General features: G+C 69.0%; 16 protein-coding genes. 8 read left to right on the top strand and 8 right to left on the bottom strand.

Features of this window, described 5'->3' with window-relative positions:
* Positions 1 to 23: 23 nt before the first annotated feature.
* Positions 24 to 314 carry a hypothetical protein gene (locus tag H4W80_RS30685; protein WP_192788261.1) on the bottom strand — a complete coding sequence of 97 codons (291 nt, stop codon included), beginning with the start codon at positions 312 to 314 and terminating at the stop codon, positions 24 to 26.
* Complete coding sequence (locus H4W80_RS30680; protein WP_192788260.1) at positions 311 to 493, bottom strand: hypothetical protein; 183 nt, start codon at positions 491 to 493, stop codon at positions 311 to 313. Before H4W80_RS30680 ends, H4W80_RS30685 begins: the two co-directional genes overlap by 4 nt.
* Before the next feature lie 164 nt (positions 494 to 657).
* On the opposite strand from H4W80_RS30680, the gene H4W80_RS30675 reads away from it, so the two are divergent.
* The gene (locus H4W80_RS30675) at positions 658 to 909 is read left to right on the top strand and encodes a GntR family transcriptional regulator (RefSeq protein ID WP_192788259.1); all 252 of its coding nucleotides are present in this window, start codon (positions 658 to 660) and stop codon (positions 907 to 909) included.
* A 59-nt stretch (positions 910 to 968) separates the two neighbouring features.
* The gene (locus H4W80_RS63845; protein ID WP_318787139.1) at positions 969 to 1,880 is read left to right on the top strand and encodes an HNH endonuclease; all 912 of its coding nucleotides are present in this window, start codon (positions 969 to 971) and stop codon (positions 1,878 to 1,880) included.
* A gap of 229 nt (positions 1,881 to 2,109) precedes the next feature.
* Here H4W80_RS63845 and H4W80_RS30665 read toward each other — a convergent pair whose 3' ends face one another.
* Positions 2,110 to 2,541, bottom strand: a complete 432-nt coding sequence (locus tag H4W80_RS30665) for an ASCH domain-containing protein (protein ID WP_192788258.1) — start codon at positions 2,539 to 2,541, stop codon at positions 2,110 to 2,112.
* Here H4W80_RS30665 and H4W80_RS30660 point away from each other — a divergent pair.
* A complete protein-coding gene (locus tag H4W80_RS30660) occupies positions 2,540 to 3,781 on the top strand; it encodes an MFS transporter (RefSeq protein WP_192788257.1) in 1,242 nt (413 codons plus the stop codon). The genes H4W80_RS30665 and H4W80_RS30660 overlap by 2 nt on opposite strands.
* A gap of 145 nt (positions 3,782 to 3,926) precedes the next feature.
* On the opposite strand, the gene H4W80_RS30655 is transcribed toward H4W80_RS30660, so the two are convergent.
* The gene (locus tag H4W80_RS30655; protein ID WP_225963752.1) at positions 3,927 to 5,489 is read right to left on the bottom strand and encodes an ATP-binding protein; all 1,563 of its coding nucleotides are present in this window, start codon (positions 5,487 to 5,489) and stop codon (positions 3,927 to 3,929) included.
* A gap of 307 nt (positions 5,490 to 5,796) precedes the next feature.
* Between H4W80_RS30655 and H4W80_RS30650 the strand changes: the two genes are divergently transcribed.
* The gene (locus tag H4W80_RS30650; protein WP_192788256.1) at positions 5,797 to 7,803 is read left to right on the top strand and encodes a hypothetical protein; all 2,007 of its coding nucleotides are present in this window, start codon (positions 5,797 to 5,799) and stop codon (positions 7,801 to 7,803) included.
* Here the strand turns inward: H4W80_RS30650 and H4W80_RS30645 are convergent.
* Positions 7,712 to 8,275 carry a hypothetical protein gene (locus tag H4W80_RS30645; RefSeq protein ID WP_192788255.1) on the bottom strand — a complete coding sequence of 188 codons (564 nt, stop codon included), beginning with the start codon at positions 8,273 to 8,275 and terminating at the stop codon, positions 7,712 to 7,714. The two genes, H4W80_RS30650 and H4W80_RS30645, sit on opposite strands and share 92 nt — an antisense overlap.
* 68 nt (positions 8,276 to 8,343) lie before the next feature.
* On the opposite strand from H4W80_RS30645, the gene H4W80_RS30640 reads away from it, so the two are divergent.
* A complete protein-coding gene (locus H4W80_RS30640) occupies positions 8,344 to 8,652 on the top strand; it encodes a hypothetical protein (RefSeq protein WP_192788254.1) in 309 nt (102 codons plus the stop codon).
* Positions 8,653 to 8,698: 46 nt separating this feature from the next.
* Here the strand turns inward: H4W80_RS30640 and H4W80_RS30635 are convergent, their stop codons facing one another.
* Both H4W80_RS30635 and H4W80_RS30630 read right to left on the bottom strand, forming a co-directional pair.
* Complete coding sequence (locus H4W80_RS30635; RefSeq protein WP_192788253.1) at positions 8,699 to 9,958, bottom strand: MFS transporter; 1,260 nt, start codon at positions 9,956 to 9,958, stop codon at positions 8,699 to 8,701.
* A gap of 43 nt (positions 9,959 to 10,001) precedes the next feature.
* Positions 10,002 to 10,889, bottom strand: a complete 888-nt coding sequence (locus H4W80_RS30630) for an alpha/beta fold hydrolase (RefSeq protein WP_225963751.1) — start codon at positions 10,887 to 10,889, stop codon at positions 10,002 to 10,004.
* A gap of 174 nt (positions 10,890 to 11,063) precedes the next feature.
* Here H4W80_RS30630 and H4W80_RS30625 point away from each other — a divergent pair, with 174 nt between their 5' ends.
* Together H4W80_RS30625 and H4W80_RS30620 are read left to right on the top strand one after the other, a co-directional pair.
* A complete protein-coding gene (locus H4W80_RS30625) occupies positions 11,064 to 12,899 on the top strand; it encodes an ABC transporter ATP-binding protein (RefSeq protein WP_318787138.1) in 1,836 nt (611 codons plus the stop codon).
* Complete coding sequence (locus tag H4W80_RS30620) at positions 12,899 to 14,731, top strand: ABC transporter ATP-binding protein (protein ID WP_192788252.1); 1,833 nt, start codon at positions 12,899 to 12,901, stop codon at positions 14,729 to 14,731. Before H4W80_RS30625 ends, H4W80_RS30620 begins: the two co-directional genes overlap by 1 nt.
* Positions 14,732 to 14,791: 60 nt before the next feature.
* Here the strand turns inward: H4W80_RS30620 and H4W80_RS30615 are convergent, their stop codons facing one another.
* Complete coding sequence (locus H4W80_RS30615) at positions 14,792 to 15,388, bottom strand: restriction endonuclease (protein WP_192788251.1); 597 nt, start codon at positions 15,386 to 15,388, stop codon at positions 14,792 to 14,794.
* Between the two features lie 127 nt (positions 15,389 to 15,515).
* Between H4W80_RS30615 and H4W80_RS30610 the strand changes: the two genes are divergently transcribed.
* Complete coding sequence (locus H4W80_RS30610) at positions 15,516 to 15,689, top strand: hypothetical protein (protein ID WP_192788250.1); 174 nt, start codon at positions 15,516 to 15,518, stop codon at positions 15,687 to 15,689.
* The last annotated feature ends 25 nt before the right edge of the window (positions 15,690 to 15,714 follow it).

The following is a 15,714-nucleotide window of genomic DNA, read 5'->3' as shown; positions in this document are numbered from 1 at the left end:
CGCCGGCGTCGCCCGCGCTGCTCTCATCGGGCGTCGCCCTGGAGGATCTGATCGAAGGTGTGTCTGGCGGCTGCGGTCAACGTCCAGGCGGTTTCGCGGACGGTGCCGTTCTTCCGGTTTGTACGGCGGATGAAACCCTGGCCGGCGGCGCTGCACAGCTCGTACGTCGTGATCTTGCACTCGCAGGTGTGCGAGACCACGCGGATGCGCGGGGCTCGGTTGGCTGGTTCGTTCCAGGTGAGCTTGATGCGGTCTGGCTTGGGCAGGTGGACGTGCGGCCCGTGGAAGTCGGCGATCTCGTCTCGCCGGGTCATCGGGTCCTCCCCTCGAAGACCTCGACGAGGTTCTTGAGGGCGATGCCGACGCGAGCAATGACGAGCTCGTTTACGTGGTCGCCTTCGGAAGGCAGCCGATAGCCGTGTCTCTCCAGCACGGCCTGGACGTCTGTCGCCAGCAGGGGCGTGAACCGCAAGTCTGTGATTGAGTCACCCATGGGTCGGACCTCCCGTGTCCGATCAAGGGCCCGCCCAGCGCTTGCATCGCTGAGCGGGCCCGTCGCTTCTCGAATGCTATCTCAACCTTCCTAGTCCTACCTAGGGGTACCCATGGGTACCCCTGAGACTGAAAGGGCACCTATGGGTTCCTAGCGTTGCCTGCATGGACTTCAATCCCGATGAGTTGCGCTGGCAAGCCGTGGTAAATGAGATCCGGCGCAGGATCGCAGAAGGGGAGTACCGGCCCGGCATGCCGGTCCCTGGCGAGCCGCGGTTGGCAGTGGAGTTGGGCGTGTCCAAAGGGACAGCCCGACGGGCGCTGAACGCCCTGCTCGCGGACGGCACACTCTATTCAGTCCTCGGCAAGGGCACTTTCGTCAGCCGGCCCAGCGACGCAACGGCATCCGAGAGCTAGGCGCAAGCGTCGGTGCGAGCATCTAGCAGTGCACTACTCTTAGGTGTAGAAACTCGAATGTGATCACATCACCGCACGACGACTTGGACAGCCGGGTACGGGCTGCGGCCATGGCATGGCTCCGTCTGCGATGCACGCCCGAAGATCCGGTCGTTTCGCGTAGCGAACTTCTTGGGTTCCAGTTTGAGGGCCACGCGTTCCCGTTGATCGACAACCAATTGGGTATCCGCAAGCCCCAGGGCATGGCCGCTGCACTGTCGATCCTGACCACCTATACCTCCGACGGTGCACGAGCGCCGTACGAGGATGCCGTGGGCAATGACGGATTACTGCGATACAAATTCCAGGGCAATCCTAAGCATTACACCAATGTTGGGTTGCGAGTTGCCTTCGAGCACAGAGTGCCACTGATGTGGTTCTTCGGCATCAAGCAGGGTCTGTATCTGCCCTTCTTTCCCGTCTGGATCGTCGCTGTCGAGCCCGAACAGTCTCAGGTCGCGGTTGCGCTGGACGAGGCTCAGCGGCACCTGTCGGTCGACACCGTGACCAGCGAGATCGAACGCCGCTACTCCCAGAGGATTACCAAGCAACGGCTACATCAGCCGGTGTTTCGCCAGCGGGTAATCCAGGCATACGAGAGCGCCTGCGCAATGTGTCGCCTGCGGCACCGATCACTCCTCGATGCCGCACACATCATTCCTGACCGCGACACGCGAGGTGTCCCTGCCGTGTCCAACGGGGTTTCCCTCTGCAAGATCCACCATGCGGCTTACGACGAGAACATTCTCGGTGTCCGGCCCGACTACGTCATCGAGGTGCGCACTGACATTCTCGAAGAGATCGACGGGCCGATGCTCAAGCACGGGCTCCAGGCGATGCACAACCTCAGGCTCACCCTTCCTCAGCGACGTGCCGATCGCCCGAATTCCGGCCTTCTTGAGGAGCGCTACGAGCGTTTCCGTGCTGGGTGAGCGGCAATGAGCCGAGAACGGGGTCAGCTCCGAGTCTCAAAGGCCACTTACGGTCGCAGGCTGCTCTTCACGCCCGCAGAACGGTGACCTGCCGCCCCGCCGGGGTGCGGTCCTGGTCGAACCGGACGCACTCGGCGCTCGGCTACCGGCTGCCTCTGGAGGTGCTCAAACGAGTTCTTCTCAACTCAAATGGCCGCATAGGCTACGACCATAAGACGGCTGTCCGGAATCACCGCGGCACCTCACAGCGTGTGGGTTCGGAGACGAGTTCGATCTCGATGGCCAGGACACCGAGGGCTTCCTTCTCGGGTCCGTAGATGCGGCGGATGTCGGCGAGTTGCCGGTCGCGGGGGCAGGTCGGGTTGACCTTTTCAGGGCCCTCGGTATCGAGCATCTCCTCGAAGCTGGTGTAGCGGGTGACGCGTTTGACGCGGGTGAGGGCGTCGTCGTGGCCGCAGACGAACCGGATATGGTCGCCGGCCTTGAGGTTGCGCAGGTTGGGGTATTGGACGCGAACCTCGATGGTCTTTGAGCCGTTGGCGACAAGGTCGAAGTAGCGGCGGTAGAGGTTCATCTCGCGGGGGAGTGCGGTCGTTACGGGATCCCCGGTCGCATTATCACTGACATTTGATGTCAGTGAAGATGCGGAGAATGTGCGCATGCCCGTTCAGATCCCCCATCGCACGACCATGCGGCTGCTCATCGCCGCGGCCTTCACCACCGCGCTCGGCAACAACGTCCAGCTCATCACCGGCGCGCTGCTGCTGGCCAGGGAGCAGCAGACCATGATGGCCGTGGGCTGGTTGTTCATCGCCGTCGCGCTGCCGCAGGCCGTTCTGTCCCCGTATCTGGGACGACTCGCGGACCGCCTGGAGCGCCGCGCCTTGTGGGTCGCCTGTGACATGGTGAGCGCGGTCGTCGCGCTCGGCCTGCCGCTGTGGCTGGCCGCGGGCGGTGCGGCCGAGGTCGGCATCTACGCCGCGAACTTCGCGCTCGCCCTGGTCGGCGCGATCTTCGTGCCGGCGAGTGCGGCGCTGATCAAGGAGCGGGTTCCCGGTGGTGATGTTCTGCGGCGGTTCAACGGCCGCTATGAGATGGCCACGCAGGCCGGGATGTTGTTGTCCGCCACCGTCGGCGGGATCGCCGTCCAGGTCTTCGGCGCCGTCCCCTTGCTCGTCTTCAACGCGGCCACCTTCGCCGTCTCGGCCCTGTGCGTGACCGCCATCGGCCGTACGGGAGCTGTCGGCGGGCTCGCCCCCGAGCCGGTCGAGGTCGCGGGCCCGGGCCGTCCTCCGCTTCCGATGGGCAGCCTGATCCTGCTGTACGCGCAGGGCAGCGTCGTGGTCACCGTCTTCAACGCCCTCCTGCCGATGTATGTCCTGGTCGAGCTCAATCGCGGCGCGGGCACCTTCGGGGCCATCGACGCCCTGGGCAGCCTCGGCTTCCTCGCTGCCGCCGCCGGATACCGGCTGTTCGCCCAGCGGTACTCCGATCTGCGCATCGCCGGGGTGGGTTTCTTCGCGTGCAGCCTGCTCATGGTCGCTCAGGGGCAACTGGGCGTCGCTGGGCTGGCCGTGCTCGTACCCATGGGCGCGTTCGTCTTCGGTCAGGCGAGGATCTCCTCGCGGAACCTGCTGATGGCCCGGGCCGATCTCGCGGAGGTGGGCCGGGTATTCGGCCTCGCCAACGGCGGCGGGCTCGCCGCGACCGTCGTCGTCATGCTGCTCGTGGCCACCGTTACCGATCACACCAGCGCGGGGGCCGGTTTCGCCAGCCTCGGCGCTTTCGCGCTCCTGTCCACGGTCTGTGCGCTGGTGCTCTGGCGACGGGCCGTCAGGGTCGCCGAAGCACCTGCGTCATCAGCCGTGCAGACCGAAGACGACCGCGCCGCGCTCCGGTAGTCGCTCGACTTACCGAATCCGGATTGCGTCTGACGGCCACCGCAATGGCTTCAGCGTCGTCCATTGCGCATCCGTCAGATCCGCCCGAGCAAGGGATGACATCGCAGAAATCCGATCTGCAGTGGGCTCGGGACGGGGCCGCCCTTCACGCCCGTAGAACGGTGACCTGTCGCCCCGCCGGGGTGCGGTCCTGGTCGAAGCGGACGCGCTCCTCCATCGGTGATGCTTCAGGACGGCGATCGAAGATCACCAGGTAGCCGGTGTCGAGATCAAGCCGGTCCAGATAGCGGTCGAGCTGCGTGAGCCCCTCGGCCAGCGGATCCCGCTGGCCGGGCCGCCAGACCTTGAGCTCCATGGCCTCGCGCTGCACCTGCCGCTCGCCGTACGGCCAGCGCAGGTAGACATCCAGCCGTCCGGTGCCCGCCGCGTACTCCCTGTCGAGGAAGCCGCCGCCGTTGACGATCCGGTGCAGGTAGGCCATGAGGATGATCTGGCATGCGGCCTCGTGGTAGGCGGCGCCACGGACCAGGGTCTCGCCGTGCTGCTTCCAGAAGGCGGTGAACTCACGCAGCAGCTTGAGCAGGTCCAGACGGCCGTCGGGGAAGACGAAAGACCGCGAATCCTCCCGGATGATGGCTTCCGCGCCGCTACCCAGCACGCGCAGGATGACCTCGCGGTAGATGGGGTTGGCGATTTCGAGCACGCGCCCCCGGGCCGCCAGGCCGAGATCACGCACGTAGGAGAAGTCGTCCTCGAAGGTCCCGTCGAGGTCGACCGGCGTGCTTGCGAGCACCGGTTCGAGCACTCGCTTGACCCGGGGTTCGTGCAGCTTGGCGACAAGAGAATCCAGGTGGGTGGCGCGGTCGCGGATCAGTCGCTCCTTGGCCTCCTCCATGTGCCCGGCAGTGATCGGCTCCTCTGGGGGGACCCGCATGCCCCAGGTGATCTCCCAACCCAGCGCGTTGATCAGCCACGGTTGTCCGCGGGTGAATTCGAAGGCCGCGGTGATGGCTTCCTTGGTGAACTCCTGCCCGGTCTCCGCGGTGTGCTGGCCGTACAGCTCCCTGACGTCCTCCGGGGTGAAGTCGCCCAGGCGAAGCGACCTGACCGCGATGTTGAAGGGGCTGATCGCGCCGAGCCGGGTGGGGTCGCCGCCTGAGGCGATCTTGTAGTCCCGTACGTCCCTCAGCCCGCACAACACCACGGAGTTGGGGAACGGAACACCTCTGGGACGATTGTTGTGGCCGATGCGTAGTTGCCGCAGGACCGCGATCAGGCTCTCCCCGTACAGCGCGTCGATCTCGTCGATGAGCAACACGAGCGGGAGCTCGCACTGGGCCGCCCACGCCTTGAGAGCGGCGCCCAGCCGCGCACCCGGAGCGGCGTCAGGCCAGGCGGTGGGCGCTGAGTTGTTGCTCCAACGGAGCTCGTCCAGCAGGATCCGCTCGGCGGCCTCGTAGTCGTCGCCCGCCACGGACGCCGTCTCGCAGGACATCATCACCGCCACGGCGGCGCCTTCCTTGGTGAGCTCATGCTCCAGGGAATGCAGCATGGTTGTCTTGCCCGACTGACGCGGAGCGTGGAGCACGAAGAAGCGATCCAGGTCGATCAACTCGCGCGCCTGCGGCAGCCGGGGCTGCGACGGCAGCACGTAGTGGAGCCGGGGGTCGCACGGTCCGGTGGTGTTGAAGTACCTGACTTTGGCCACCGTCACAGTGTGCCATCGAACGGTGACAGATTCGATCGGCTTGACGCACGAGCCGAATCTCACGCTGCCCGCCCTCATGCGCCGTGCTGGACGATGACGCCGCTTTGACGGTGGCGGGCGATGCTGCTCCGGGCGCATCAGCGTCTGATGGCAGACAGATGGGACGGCGTGCGCCGGGTTTTCCGCGACGTGTTCACGGCAACCGCGTTCCACGCAGGGCGCGTACGTTCCGTCGATGGTTCATCATGGGGAGTCATCGGCCCGCGCGGCTTCGAGCCCGGGGCAACCGGAACCACGGTGGGGAGTCATGCGGACCTTTTTCGAGCCGGACCAGGAAGAGGAGTTCGAGGCGGCCAAGGATCTGCTGATCCGCCGCTGCCTGGACTGGGCCGGCGACCGCGGCCTGGCCGCCGACGGTTTGGTGCTGACGGCGGCCCTGGACTCCCGCCATCGCAGCAGGGACGGACGGCTGGCCTTCTGGGATGGCGCACAGGTGCGGCGGTTCCTGCTGGAGTGGATCCCCCGGTACGTCGCCGCCCCCCGGGAGGACCTCGAGGCCGCCCCGCAAAGCCTGATCACGCTGCTGCGTTACCTCGACGCGACCGGCATCCGCGACCCGCGCGGCGCCACGACGGCCGAGCTGGAGAAAGCCGTGGCCGAGGCCGTGAAGGACTATCCAGCGGCTTTGGCGGACCCGTACCGCCAAGGGCTGGCGAGGTTCTGGGCGCAGGTGGCCATCGACAACGGTGTCGACCCGGGCGACCACAAGGCTCTGACGAAGTTCCAGCGCGATGTCGACGCGGGGCGGGTGGCGTACGACGCGGACGTGCTCGACAAGGTGGTGGAGGCCCGTTTCGTCGGGTTGGGGCCCGACGAGGAACGGGCGTTCCCGCAGCCGCCCATCGTCCTGCCGCCCGCGCCGGAGATCGCCGCCGCCGCGGCGCGGAGCGAGACCGTGCGGAGGCTGGCGGCACTGGCCGACTGGGCCGGAGCGGAGGGCCGGCCGCTGACCGGTGCCGGAAACCTTCGCGTGGCCGACGCCCGCGAGCTGGCCGAGCTTCTCGGCACCGGCGAGCAGGACCTCAAGGTTCGCAGCGCCACGCACATGCCCAAGCTGCACCTCGTCGTCGAATGGGCGAAGGCCGCCCGCCTGGTCCGCGTGAGCAAAGGCCGCCTCCTGCGGGTGGCCAAGGCCGCACCCCTGCTGCGCGATCCGGAACGCCTGTGGTCACGGGCCTTCGAGGTCTTCTTCGACCTCGGCCCGGCGATCGGCGCCTCCGCCTCGGGGTGGGACGTCCAGTCGCCGCTGGCGGAGGTTTTCGACGAGGTGATGGCGGACGTACTGAACAGCGTGTACGGCCTCCCGGGCCAGGTCCCCGTGGCCCGCCTCCAGGAGACGGTCTGGCTGGCCTGCCGCGAATACCTGATGCCGGGCGATCGGACGCATGACCTGTGGCGGCGGAAGGTCGACGACGACCTGGTCGCGGCGCTGGAGGCCCTGGCCGAGTTCGGCGCGGTGGAGCTGAGCCACGGCGTCGCCGAGGCCCTCTACCTCAGCGACCTGGGTGATGACGACGAAGAACAGCCCTTGCCGCTCGACGCCCGGACCCGGCTGCGTGCCATCCTCGCCGAGCCGGGTCTGCTCGTGAGCCTGACACCGCTCGGCATGCGGGGTGTGCGCGAGCGGATGCTCGCCGAGGGCCGGGACGCACCGCTGGTGGGCGAGCTGGCGCAGGCCGCGCCGGGCGAGCTGCTCGGCGTGCTCGCGGAGCACTACCCGCCGGAGGAGGCCGCGACCGAGCTGGGGGGCTGGCTCGCCGCACACGGCGGGGACGCCGAGCCTTTGCTGGATGCCATACGGGCCTGCCCGTTCCGCACCCGCGCGTCCGCCATGCTCACCACCCTGGTGGAAACCCATCCCGGCGGCCGGTCGCTCCTCGCGGGCCTGCGCGGGGACCGCGTGCTCGCGCCCATCGCCATCACCCTGCTGCACGACGCCGGAGCCGTGGGCCCCGACGATCTCTCCTCCTCCGAGCAACTCCTGCTCATGACCGAAGGCCTGCTCAACCTGCTGGAGGTGGCCGGCCCGGAGGAGGTCGTGACACAGCTCGGCCAGATGGCGGGCAGGGAGGCGCCACAGATCATCGAGGCGGTGACGCGATCCGGCCATCCCGCCACGGTCGGCATGGACGAGCTACGCAGGCTGGTGGCCGAGCCGTTGCTCACCCGTTCCCGCACGCTCCGTTTCGTGCAGGGGCCCCGGCCGGGGGCGCGCGGCCGCCGTTCCGGTCACGGCAAGAAGCGCAGGCGCTGACCTCAGGGTCAAAAGGGGTCGCGGCGGCGGTCGGGCGGGCGACGGCCGCCGACGGTCTCGTCGCGGTCGAGTGCACCGCGCGGGGCGGGGTGAGCCGGCTGGACATCGATCCGAGGGCGAAGAGGTTGGCCAGCACCCTGAGCAGCCACGAGAGGTCGTGGGCGGAGCCGGCCGCGGTGTCCGACCCCATGGCGTAGCCGGCGACCTGCTGCCCGTAGAGCTCCCGTGCCGGCGCCTGCCAACTGGCCGCGGACACGCTGTCGTGCTGCGCCTTCGCCGTCGCGCCCGCGGCGTGGACGCCGTCTCCGAAGGCGCTCCAGCCGTCCGCGGCCCTGTGCATCACCTGCGGGTCGGACGGGACCGACAGCCCGTACCCGACCACCACCCGCTCGAACGCGGGAAAGATCTCGACGGCGGAGTGCTGTCCGAGCCTGGACGGGTGTGTCCGGGCCTCTGTTGGACACCTGACCACGCTGGCTTTCCTGAGCCTGACGCCCAGCGATCCAGGGCGGTCACAGAACCAGAACAGGAGTCCACACCATGCCAGTCAAAATCAAGAACTCGTCCCCCGTCACCTTCCTGACCGTCCTCGCGGCCGTCAGCGCCACGCTTGTCACCGCCACCCCGGCGGCCACCGCCGTCAGCGAGCGCAGCCACCTGGCAGCCGCCTGCGGCATGTACCGGGACGGCGACGCGGCCATGTACAAGAACTGCACCGGCGCCGGCGAGAACATCTTCGTGACCTACCTGCTGGGCGGAAACACCTACTTCTGCGTGCCGGCGGGTGAGTCGAGGTACGTCGGCAGGTGGAGCAACGTGTTCAGGGTGTACAACCGGGGCGGCTGCTGATCGACACGGGGCCACGGGCCAGGCCCGTGGCCCCGTCCGGGCCTGATCAGACGGCACGGGCGAGCACGGCGGTGCGGATGCCGCGGCGCAGCAGGGCGGGCAGGCACAGGATCGTGCCGAGCGCGCCGATCCACACCGTCGTCTCCAGCCCGGCGAGCGCGGTGGCCACGGAGGCGAGCAGGGCGCCGAGCGCGACCGCGCCCCACAGCTGGAACCGCTGTACGGCGGAGACCCGGCCGAGGAGCTCGGGCGGGGTCTGGGTCTGGCGGAGGGTCAGCGAGATGGGGCTGAACGCGCCCTCGCCCACGCAGTGCACGATGCTGCCGATGACCAGGCCGGCGGCTCCCAGGCTGCCGTGCGCCGCCCCCAGCGCGGGCATGGCCACGATGCCCAGCACTGAAACGGTGGCGGCGAGCATGAGCGCGCGCGGGCTGCCCAGACGCCTGATGAGGAAGGCCGAGGCGAGGTTGCCGATCGGGTAGCCGGCCGCGGCGGCGCCCACCACGATCCCGATCCACTGTGGCGACAGGCTCAGGACGTTGCGGCAGTACAGGACCAGGCTGGTCTCGACCATGGACAGGAACAGCACGTAAACGGTGCCGCAGGCGATGACCGGCTCCAGAACCGGATGCCCGAGCGCGAATTTGAGCCCGGCCGCGACGTCCCGCCGTACCCAGCCCCGCTCCCGCACGGTGACGGCGGGCGGCGCCTCGCGGTGCCGGATCGCGACCAGCGTCACGAGCGAGGCGGCGAAGCTGAGGGTGTTGGCCAGGAGCGCGCCGGCCACGCCGAGCAGCCCGATGAGCGGCCCCGCGGCCATCGGCCCGACCGCCTTGGCGGACGACTCCGACAGTGCCAGGCGGGTGTTGCCGGTGTGCAGCTCGCCCGGGTCGGGGAAGAGCCCGGGCAGGTACGAGGTGTAGGCGACCTGGAAGAACACCACCGCGCAACCGCTCACCAGCACCAGCGCGAACAGCAGGGGGAAACTCAGCACGCCGGTGACCGCCGTGACCCAGATCGCGCCGAACGAGATCACCTGCACGCCGTCGCAGACGAGCATGACGGTACGGCGGGGCAACCGGTCCACGATGGCGCCGGCCGGCAGACCCAGCGGCAGAAAAGGCAGGAACATGGCGAACGGCAGCAACGCGGCCTGCGCCGGAGTCGCGCCCAGCACCGTCACCGCGAGCAGCGGCAGCGCCAGCGTCATGAACTGGTCCCCGAACAGCGACAACGACTGCCCGGCCCACAGCAGCCCGAAATCCCGGCGGGCCGCACGCCCGGCCGTCTGCGTGACGGCGGTCATGCCTGCCGTCCGAAGTCGCGGTGGGCCGTCTCCGTGATGGCGGTCATGCCTGCCGCCAGAAGTCCCGCAGCAGCGAGTGGACGGTCTCCGTCTCCTCGACGTGGCCGAACGAGCCGCTGCGCTCCAGCATGTGGAACCGGGCCTGGGGCGCGAAGCGCCGGAAGTCGCGCTGCAGCGCCGGGTGCAGCGCCCGGTCGTACCGGCCGGCCAGCACCATCAGGGGAACGCCGATCTCCTTGAGCCGGGGCCGGAAGTCCGGGATCCGGGCCACCTCACCCCCGATCACGAAATCGACGGCGTCGCCGCAGAAGATCGGATAAAGCTCCTGGTTCCTGGCGCCGGGCTCGTCGGCCAGCAGGGCGGCGTTGGCCGGGTCGTAGAAGCGGACCAGGGCCGCCGCCTTGGCGAACTCGCGCCTGAGCGGCTCGTCCGTGGAGCGCAGCCCGTCCAGCCGCAGCTCCTGGATCCGCTCCCACACCTCGGGGAGCTGGGTGGCCAGCTCGCGGTTGATGTTGGCGTGATTGAGCTGCCACATCTCGGGGCTGTGCAGGGTGTTGGCCAAGGTGACGGTACGCGCCACGGCGGGGTGGTCCAGGGCGATCGCCTGCGCGATCAGCCCGCCGTACGAGAAGCCGTACAGGTGGGCGGGGCCCAGTTGTCCGAGCAGCGCGGCCACGTCGGCGACGTCGTCGGCGAAGGTGATCTCGGAGAGGTCCTGAGGGCGGCCGGAACGGCCGCGGCCGAACAGGTCGACGTAGATCACGCTGTGGTCCGCCGCCAGGGCGTCGAAGTGCGGGTGGAAGATCACATGCGACCCCGCGGGGCCCAGCCCGGCGAGCAGCACGACGGCGTCGCCGTCCCCGTGCCGCTCGACCCAGACGTGCCGGCCGGCGCGGATCTCGTACGCCTGACCAGGGGGATGTTCGATCATGGCGCTCATCTTGGCCCGATCGGGAGGCGGGACGACGGCGGATATCGGACCTTTCATTTGGGGCCGTCCGCACGCCGGCCGGGCCCGGTGAAAATCAGCTGGGAAACTGTCGGCGCCCGGTGATAGAAAGCAGGTTCGAGACGCACGTGCTCGTGCCCGGGGGAGGGCCTGCCAGTGACCACCAGCAGTTCGGAGTTCTCTGTCTCCGGCCCGAGCTACAACCGGCGCGGCCCGGTGCGCTGGCTCTGGTCCCACCTTCGCCGGCATCCGGTGCACCTGCTCGGGTTCCTCGGCGGGTCGCTGGTCATGGTGGTGCTCAACGCCATGGTGCCGCAGTTCACCGGCGACGCCTTCGACGCCGTGCTGGGGCAGCGGGGCGAGCCGCTCGACGCGCTCGGCTTCATCGCGCTCGCGCTGCTGGCGATCGTGCTGGCGCGGGGGCTGTTCGACCTCGTGGCCAGGCTGTCGAGCGAGGTGCTGGCCAAGCGCCTTGAGCGGGACGCGCGCGACGAGCTCTACGTGAGCCTGCTCGGCAAGAGCCAGACCTTCCACAACCGGCAGCGGGTCGGCGATCTGATGGCCAGGGCCGCCAACGACATCCGGCAGCTCTCCATCATGATCACGCCCGGGGTCGACCTGATCGTGGACTCGGGGCTCACCGGGCTGGTGCCCCTCTTCTTCATCGCGGCGATCGATCCGCGGCTGCTGCTGGCCCCCGGGCTGTTCGCCGTCGTGTTCGCGATCGCGCTCTGGCACTACATGCGGCAGCTCAACCCGGTGGCCACGCGCATGCGCGAGCAGTTCGGCGACCTCAACGCCGGGCTCAACCAGGCCGTGCGCGGCATCGAGGTGATCAAGGTGACCGCGCAGGAGGCGCAGGAGCGGCGGCGCTTCCGGGCCGACGCGCGGCTCTACCGCGACCTCTTCGTACGCAACGGGCTGGTCCAGGCCCGCTACCTGCCCACCCTGCTGTTCTCCTTCGCCATGGCCGGGGCGCTGTGGCACGCCCTCTACCTCCAGGGCATCGGGGCGATCACCATCGGCGAGCTGGTGGCGTTCATGGGGCTCATGGGCCAGCTCGGGTTCCCGACGCAGATGTCGATCTTCACGTTCTCCCTGATCCAGATCGGCATCGTGTCCTCTCGCCGGATCCTGAGCGTCGTCACCTCCGACAGCGAGATCGAGCAGCGGGCCGAGGGACACGCCGCGCCGATCAGCGGGGAGATCGTCTTCGAGGACGTGACGTTCGGTTACGAGGACGACGAGGATCCGGCGGTGCGCGGGGTGTCGTTCACCGTGCAACCGGGGGAGACGGTGGCGATCGTCGGCGAGACCGGCTCCGGCAAGAGCACGCTGACCAAGCTGGTGCCGCGGATCCACGACGTCACCTCCGGGCGGATCCTCATCGACGGCGTGGACGTGCGCGACTGGGACCTCGACTCGCTGCGGTCCCAGATCTCCACCATCGAGCAGGACATCGTGCTGTTCTCGCGGTCCGTGTCCGAGAACATCGCCTTCAGCCTGGGGCAGCGGGCCGATCAGGAGGCCGTGGTGCGGGCGGCGGAGGACGCCCAGGCCGCCGAGTTCATCGCCGAGCTGGACGACGGCTACGAGACCGTGATCGGGGAGCGCGGGGTCACGCTCTCCGGCGGGCAGCGGCAGCGGCTGGCCATCGCGCGGGCGCTGCTGACCGATCCGGCGATCCTCGTGCTCGACGACTCGACCAGCGCCATCGACTCCGCCACCGAGGACAGGATCCAGCAGGCCATCGGGCGCATCCTCGAAGGGCGCACCACGCTGCTGATCACCCACCGGCTCTCGCAGATCCGCTGGGCCGACAAGGTGCTGCTGCTCAGACGCGGCGAAGTGGTCGACTTCGGCACCCACGACGAGCTGATCGCGCGCAGCCGGCTCTACCGCCGGATCTTCGCGCACTACGACGAGGTCGAGCTGGACGGTGATGGTGACGTGGACGGGGTGCTGGCCGCGGAGCAGGGCGGGGTGCGCTGATGGGCTTCATCATGGACGGCCTCGACGCCGAGGACTACGACCGCACCTACAGCGACCGTGCCCTGCTGCGCCGCATCATGTCGTACTTCCGGCCCAAGCTGGGGTCGATGGTCCTGGTCGCCACCATGATCGTGCTGCTGTCCGCGAGCCAGGCGGCCGTGCCGGCGCTGGGCAGCCTGGCCGTCGACGCGGTCTCCGATGGCACCATCGGCGCGGTCGGCTGGCAGTTGGTGGCGGGCATCCTGGCCACCGGGGTGCTCTCGTGGGTGTTCAACTTCATCCGGCAGAAATACAGCGCGCAGGTCACCGGTGACGTGGTGCTCCGGCTGCGCGAGGACGCGTTCGACGCGGTGCTGGAGCGCGACCTGTCGTTCTACGACGAGACCCCGTCCGGCAAGATCGTAAGCCGGGTCACGTCCGACACCGACGACTTCGCCACCGTCTCCACGCTGACGATGGACCTGATCAGCCAGGTGCTGATGGTCGGCTTCGTCACGGTCCTGCTCTTCGTGCGCAGCGTCGAGCTGGCCCTGCTGACGCTGCTGGTGGTGCCGATCGTGGTGGGCCTGGCGCTGATGTTCCGGCGGCTGGCCAGGATCAGCACGCGCAGGGCGCAGCGCTCGCTCAGCCGCGTCAACGCCAACCTGCAGGAGACCATGGGCGGCATCGCGGTCGCCAAGAACTTCCGCCAGGAGCAGCAGGTCTACGACGAGTTCCGGCCGATCAACCGGCAGAGCTACCAGGTGACGCTCCGGCAGGGGTTCGTCTTCTCCACCATCTTCCCCGTGCTCTTCCTGGTGGCCGGGCTGGCGACGGTGGGCCTGGTCCGGCTGGGCGGCGCGCAGGTGCTCGACGGCGGGCTCTCGGCGGGCGACTGGTACCTGTTCCTGCAGGGCGTGTCGCTCTTCTGGTTCCCGCTGACGTCCATCGCCGCGTTCTGGTCGCAGTTCCAGCAGGGGCTGTCCGCGTCCGAGCGCGTCTTCGCCCTGATCGACGCCCCGCCGCGGGTGGTGCAGAGCGCCGCCGAGCCGCCGGGCAGGCTGGCCGGGCGCATCGAGTTCGAGGGCGTCACCTTCGGCTACGACGCCGCCAGCCCCGTGCTGCGCGACTTCGACCTGCGCATCGAGGCCGGCGAGACGGTGGCGCTGGTCGGTCACACCGGCGCCGGGAAGTCGACGCTCAGCAAGCTGATCACCCGCTTCTACGAGTTCCAGGAAGGCCGCCTGCTGATCGACGGGCGCGACATCCGCACCCTTGAGCTGGGCGCCTACCGCAGCCAGATCGGCGCGGTGCCGCAGGCCCCGTTCCTGTTCAGCGGCACGGTCGCCGACAACATCCGCTACCCGAGGCCGGAGGCGGGCGACGACGAGGTACGCGCCGCGGCGGCCGCGGTGGGCGGCGGCGACTGGATCGAGGCCCTGCCCCACGGGCTGGAGACGGACGTGGGCGAGCACGGGCGGGCGCTGTCGATGGGGCAGCGGCAGCTCGTCGCGCTGGCCCGGCTGCTGATCCAGGACCCGGCGATCGTGGTCCTGGACGAGGCCACCGCCAGCGTCGACCCGCTGACCGAGGCCCAGATCCAGGAGGGCCTCGACCTGGTGCTGGCCGGTCGCACCTCGATCGTCATCGCGCACCGGCTCTCGACGATCGAGCACGTGGACCGCATCATCGTGCTGGATCACGGACGGATCGTGGAGGAGGGCGACCACGCGACCCTGCTGGCTCGCGGGGGCCGTTACTGCGAGGTCTACAACACCTACTTCCGCCACCAGTCACCCAACTACCGCGCCGGCTCCGGCTTCGTCTCCGTGACGAGCGGCGACTCCGCCTGACCTCGGGCGTGTGTCCTTTGGGGGCCGCCCGAGCTGGTTGATCGCTCCGCTCGCCGCTGTTCAGGTCGCCGGCTCGTCGCCTTCGACCAGCGGTGCCGGCTTGGCCAGCAGCGCTAACCGCCCGGTCAGCCAATCGGCGAGCAGGTCGCGGTCGACGAGCAGCAGCCTCTGGCGCGCGTTGGTCGCCTCCTCTCGCGCCGGGCGGGTGAGTCGCCCCGAGGTGATGAGCACGCCGGTGTGCCCGTTGAAGGCGTTGGCCAGGGCGCCGAGGAAGTTGCGGACCGCCGGTGCGCCGACGCTCTTGTTGTAGCGCTTGCACTGGACGGCGCATCGCGTGCCGTCGGGCGCGACGGCCGTGATGTCCACCCCGCCGTCCCCGGCACCGCCCCGGATCCGCACCCGCCGGAACCCCTGGGCGATCATGCGCTCGGCGACCAGCTGCTCGAACTGCGGCCCGGTCATGAGGTCGACCTTCTCCAGGGCCGCGTTGGCAGCCAGGAACTGCAGGCGGCGGGCCTGGATGACCCGGTGCCGCAGGAAGAGCCCGCCGCTCAGGGCCGCGATCAGGACGATGGTGATGGCCATCGCCCATCCCGGATATCGGGTGATGAAGTAGGCCACGAAAGTGATCACGACACCGGCTCCCACCAGTGCCATCACTCGAAGATCGCTCGACTTCCGCCGCTTGTTGCCCCGTCTGGATCCCCTCGCCATGGGCGCCTCCTGAAAGATCGGTGCTTGATGGCGAGTATGAAGCGCGGCACCGACAGAGTGGCCCAGGAGTGTGACGTCGTACGCCGCGCAGGAGCAGGTGGACCTCGTGCCCACCCCGTCGGCCGGTACGAAGCGGTGCGTCACCCAGATCTCCACCCACGCGCTGCGCAACAGCACCACCAGCTACGGCTCCTACTTCGGCCGGGAAGCGCTCAAGACCTTCCGCGCCGCGGAGGCGGCCTGAGCACCGCCACCGAGCGCTGTAGTGG

Source organism: Nonomuraea angiospora, from assembly GCF_014873145.1.
GTDB classification, from domain to species: domain Bacteria; phylum Actinomycetota; class Actinomycetes; order Streptosporangiales; family Streptosporangiaceae; genus Nonomuraea; species Nonomuraea angiospora.
This window is presented reverse-complemented; position numbering and strand designations above follow the sequence as displayed.

Excerpts from the sequence above, each read along its gene's own strand:
- H4W80_RS30685 (WP_192788261.1), bottom strand. The coding sequence starts at position 314 with ATGACCCGGCGAGACGAGATCGCCGACTTCCACGGGCCGCACGTCCAC.
- H4W80_RS30680 (WP_192788260.1), bottom strand. The coding sequence starts at position 493 with ATGGGTGACTCAATCACAGACTTGCGGTTCACGCCCCTGCTGGCGACA.
- H4W80_RS30675 (WP_192788259.1), top strand. The coding sequence starts at position 658 with ATGGACTTCAATCCCGATGAGTTGCGCTGGCAAGCCGTGGTAAATGAG.
- H4W80_RS30660 (WP_192788257.1), top strand. The coding sequence starts at position 2,540 with ATGCCCGTTCAGATCCCCCATCGCACGACCATGCGGCTGCTCATCGCC.
- H4W80_RS30665 (WP_192788258.1), bottom strand. The coding sequence starts at position 2,541 with ATGCGCACATTCTCCGCATCTTCACTGACATCAAATGTCAGTGATAAT.
- H4W80_RS30650 (WP_192788256.1), top strand. The coding sequence starts at position 5,797 with ATGCGGACCTTTTTCGAGCCGGACCAGGAAGAGGAGTTCGAGGCGGCC.
- H4W80_RS30640 (WP_192788254.1), top strand. The coding sequence starts at position 8,344 with ATGCCAGTCAAAATCAAGAACTCGTCCCCCGTCACCTTCCTGACCGTC.
- H4W80_RS30635 (WP_192788253.1), bottom strand. The coding sequence starts at position 9,958 with ATGACCGCCGTCACGCAGACGGCCGGGCGTGCGGCCCGCCGGGATTTC.
- H4W80_RS30630 (WP_225963751.1), bottom strand. The coding sequence starts at position 10,889 with ATGATCGAACATCCCCCTGGTCAGGCGTACGAGATCCGCGCCGGCCGG.
- H4W80_RS30620 (WP_192788252.1), top strand. The coding sequence starts at position 12,899 with ATGGGCTTCATCATGGACGGCCTCGACGCCGAGGACTACGACCGCACC.
- H4W80_RS30615 (WP_192788251.1), bottom strand. The coding sequence starts at position 15,388 with ATGGCACTGGTGGGAGCCGGTGTCGTGATCACTTTCGTGGCCTACTTC.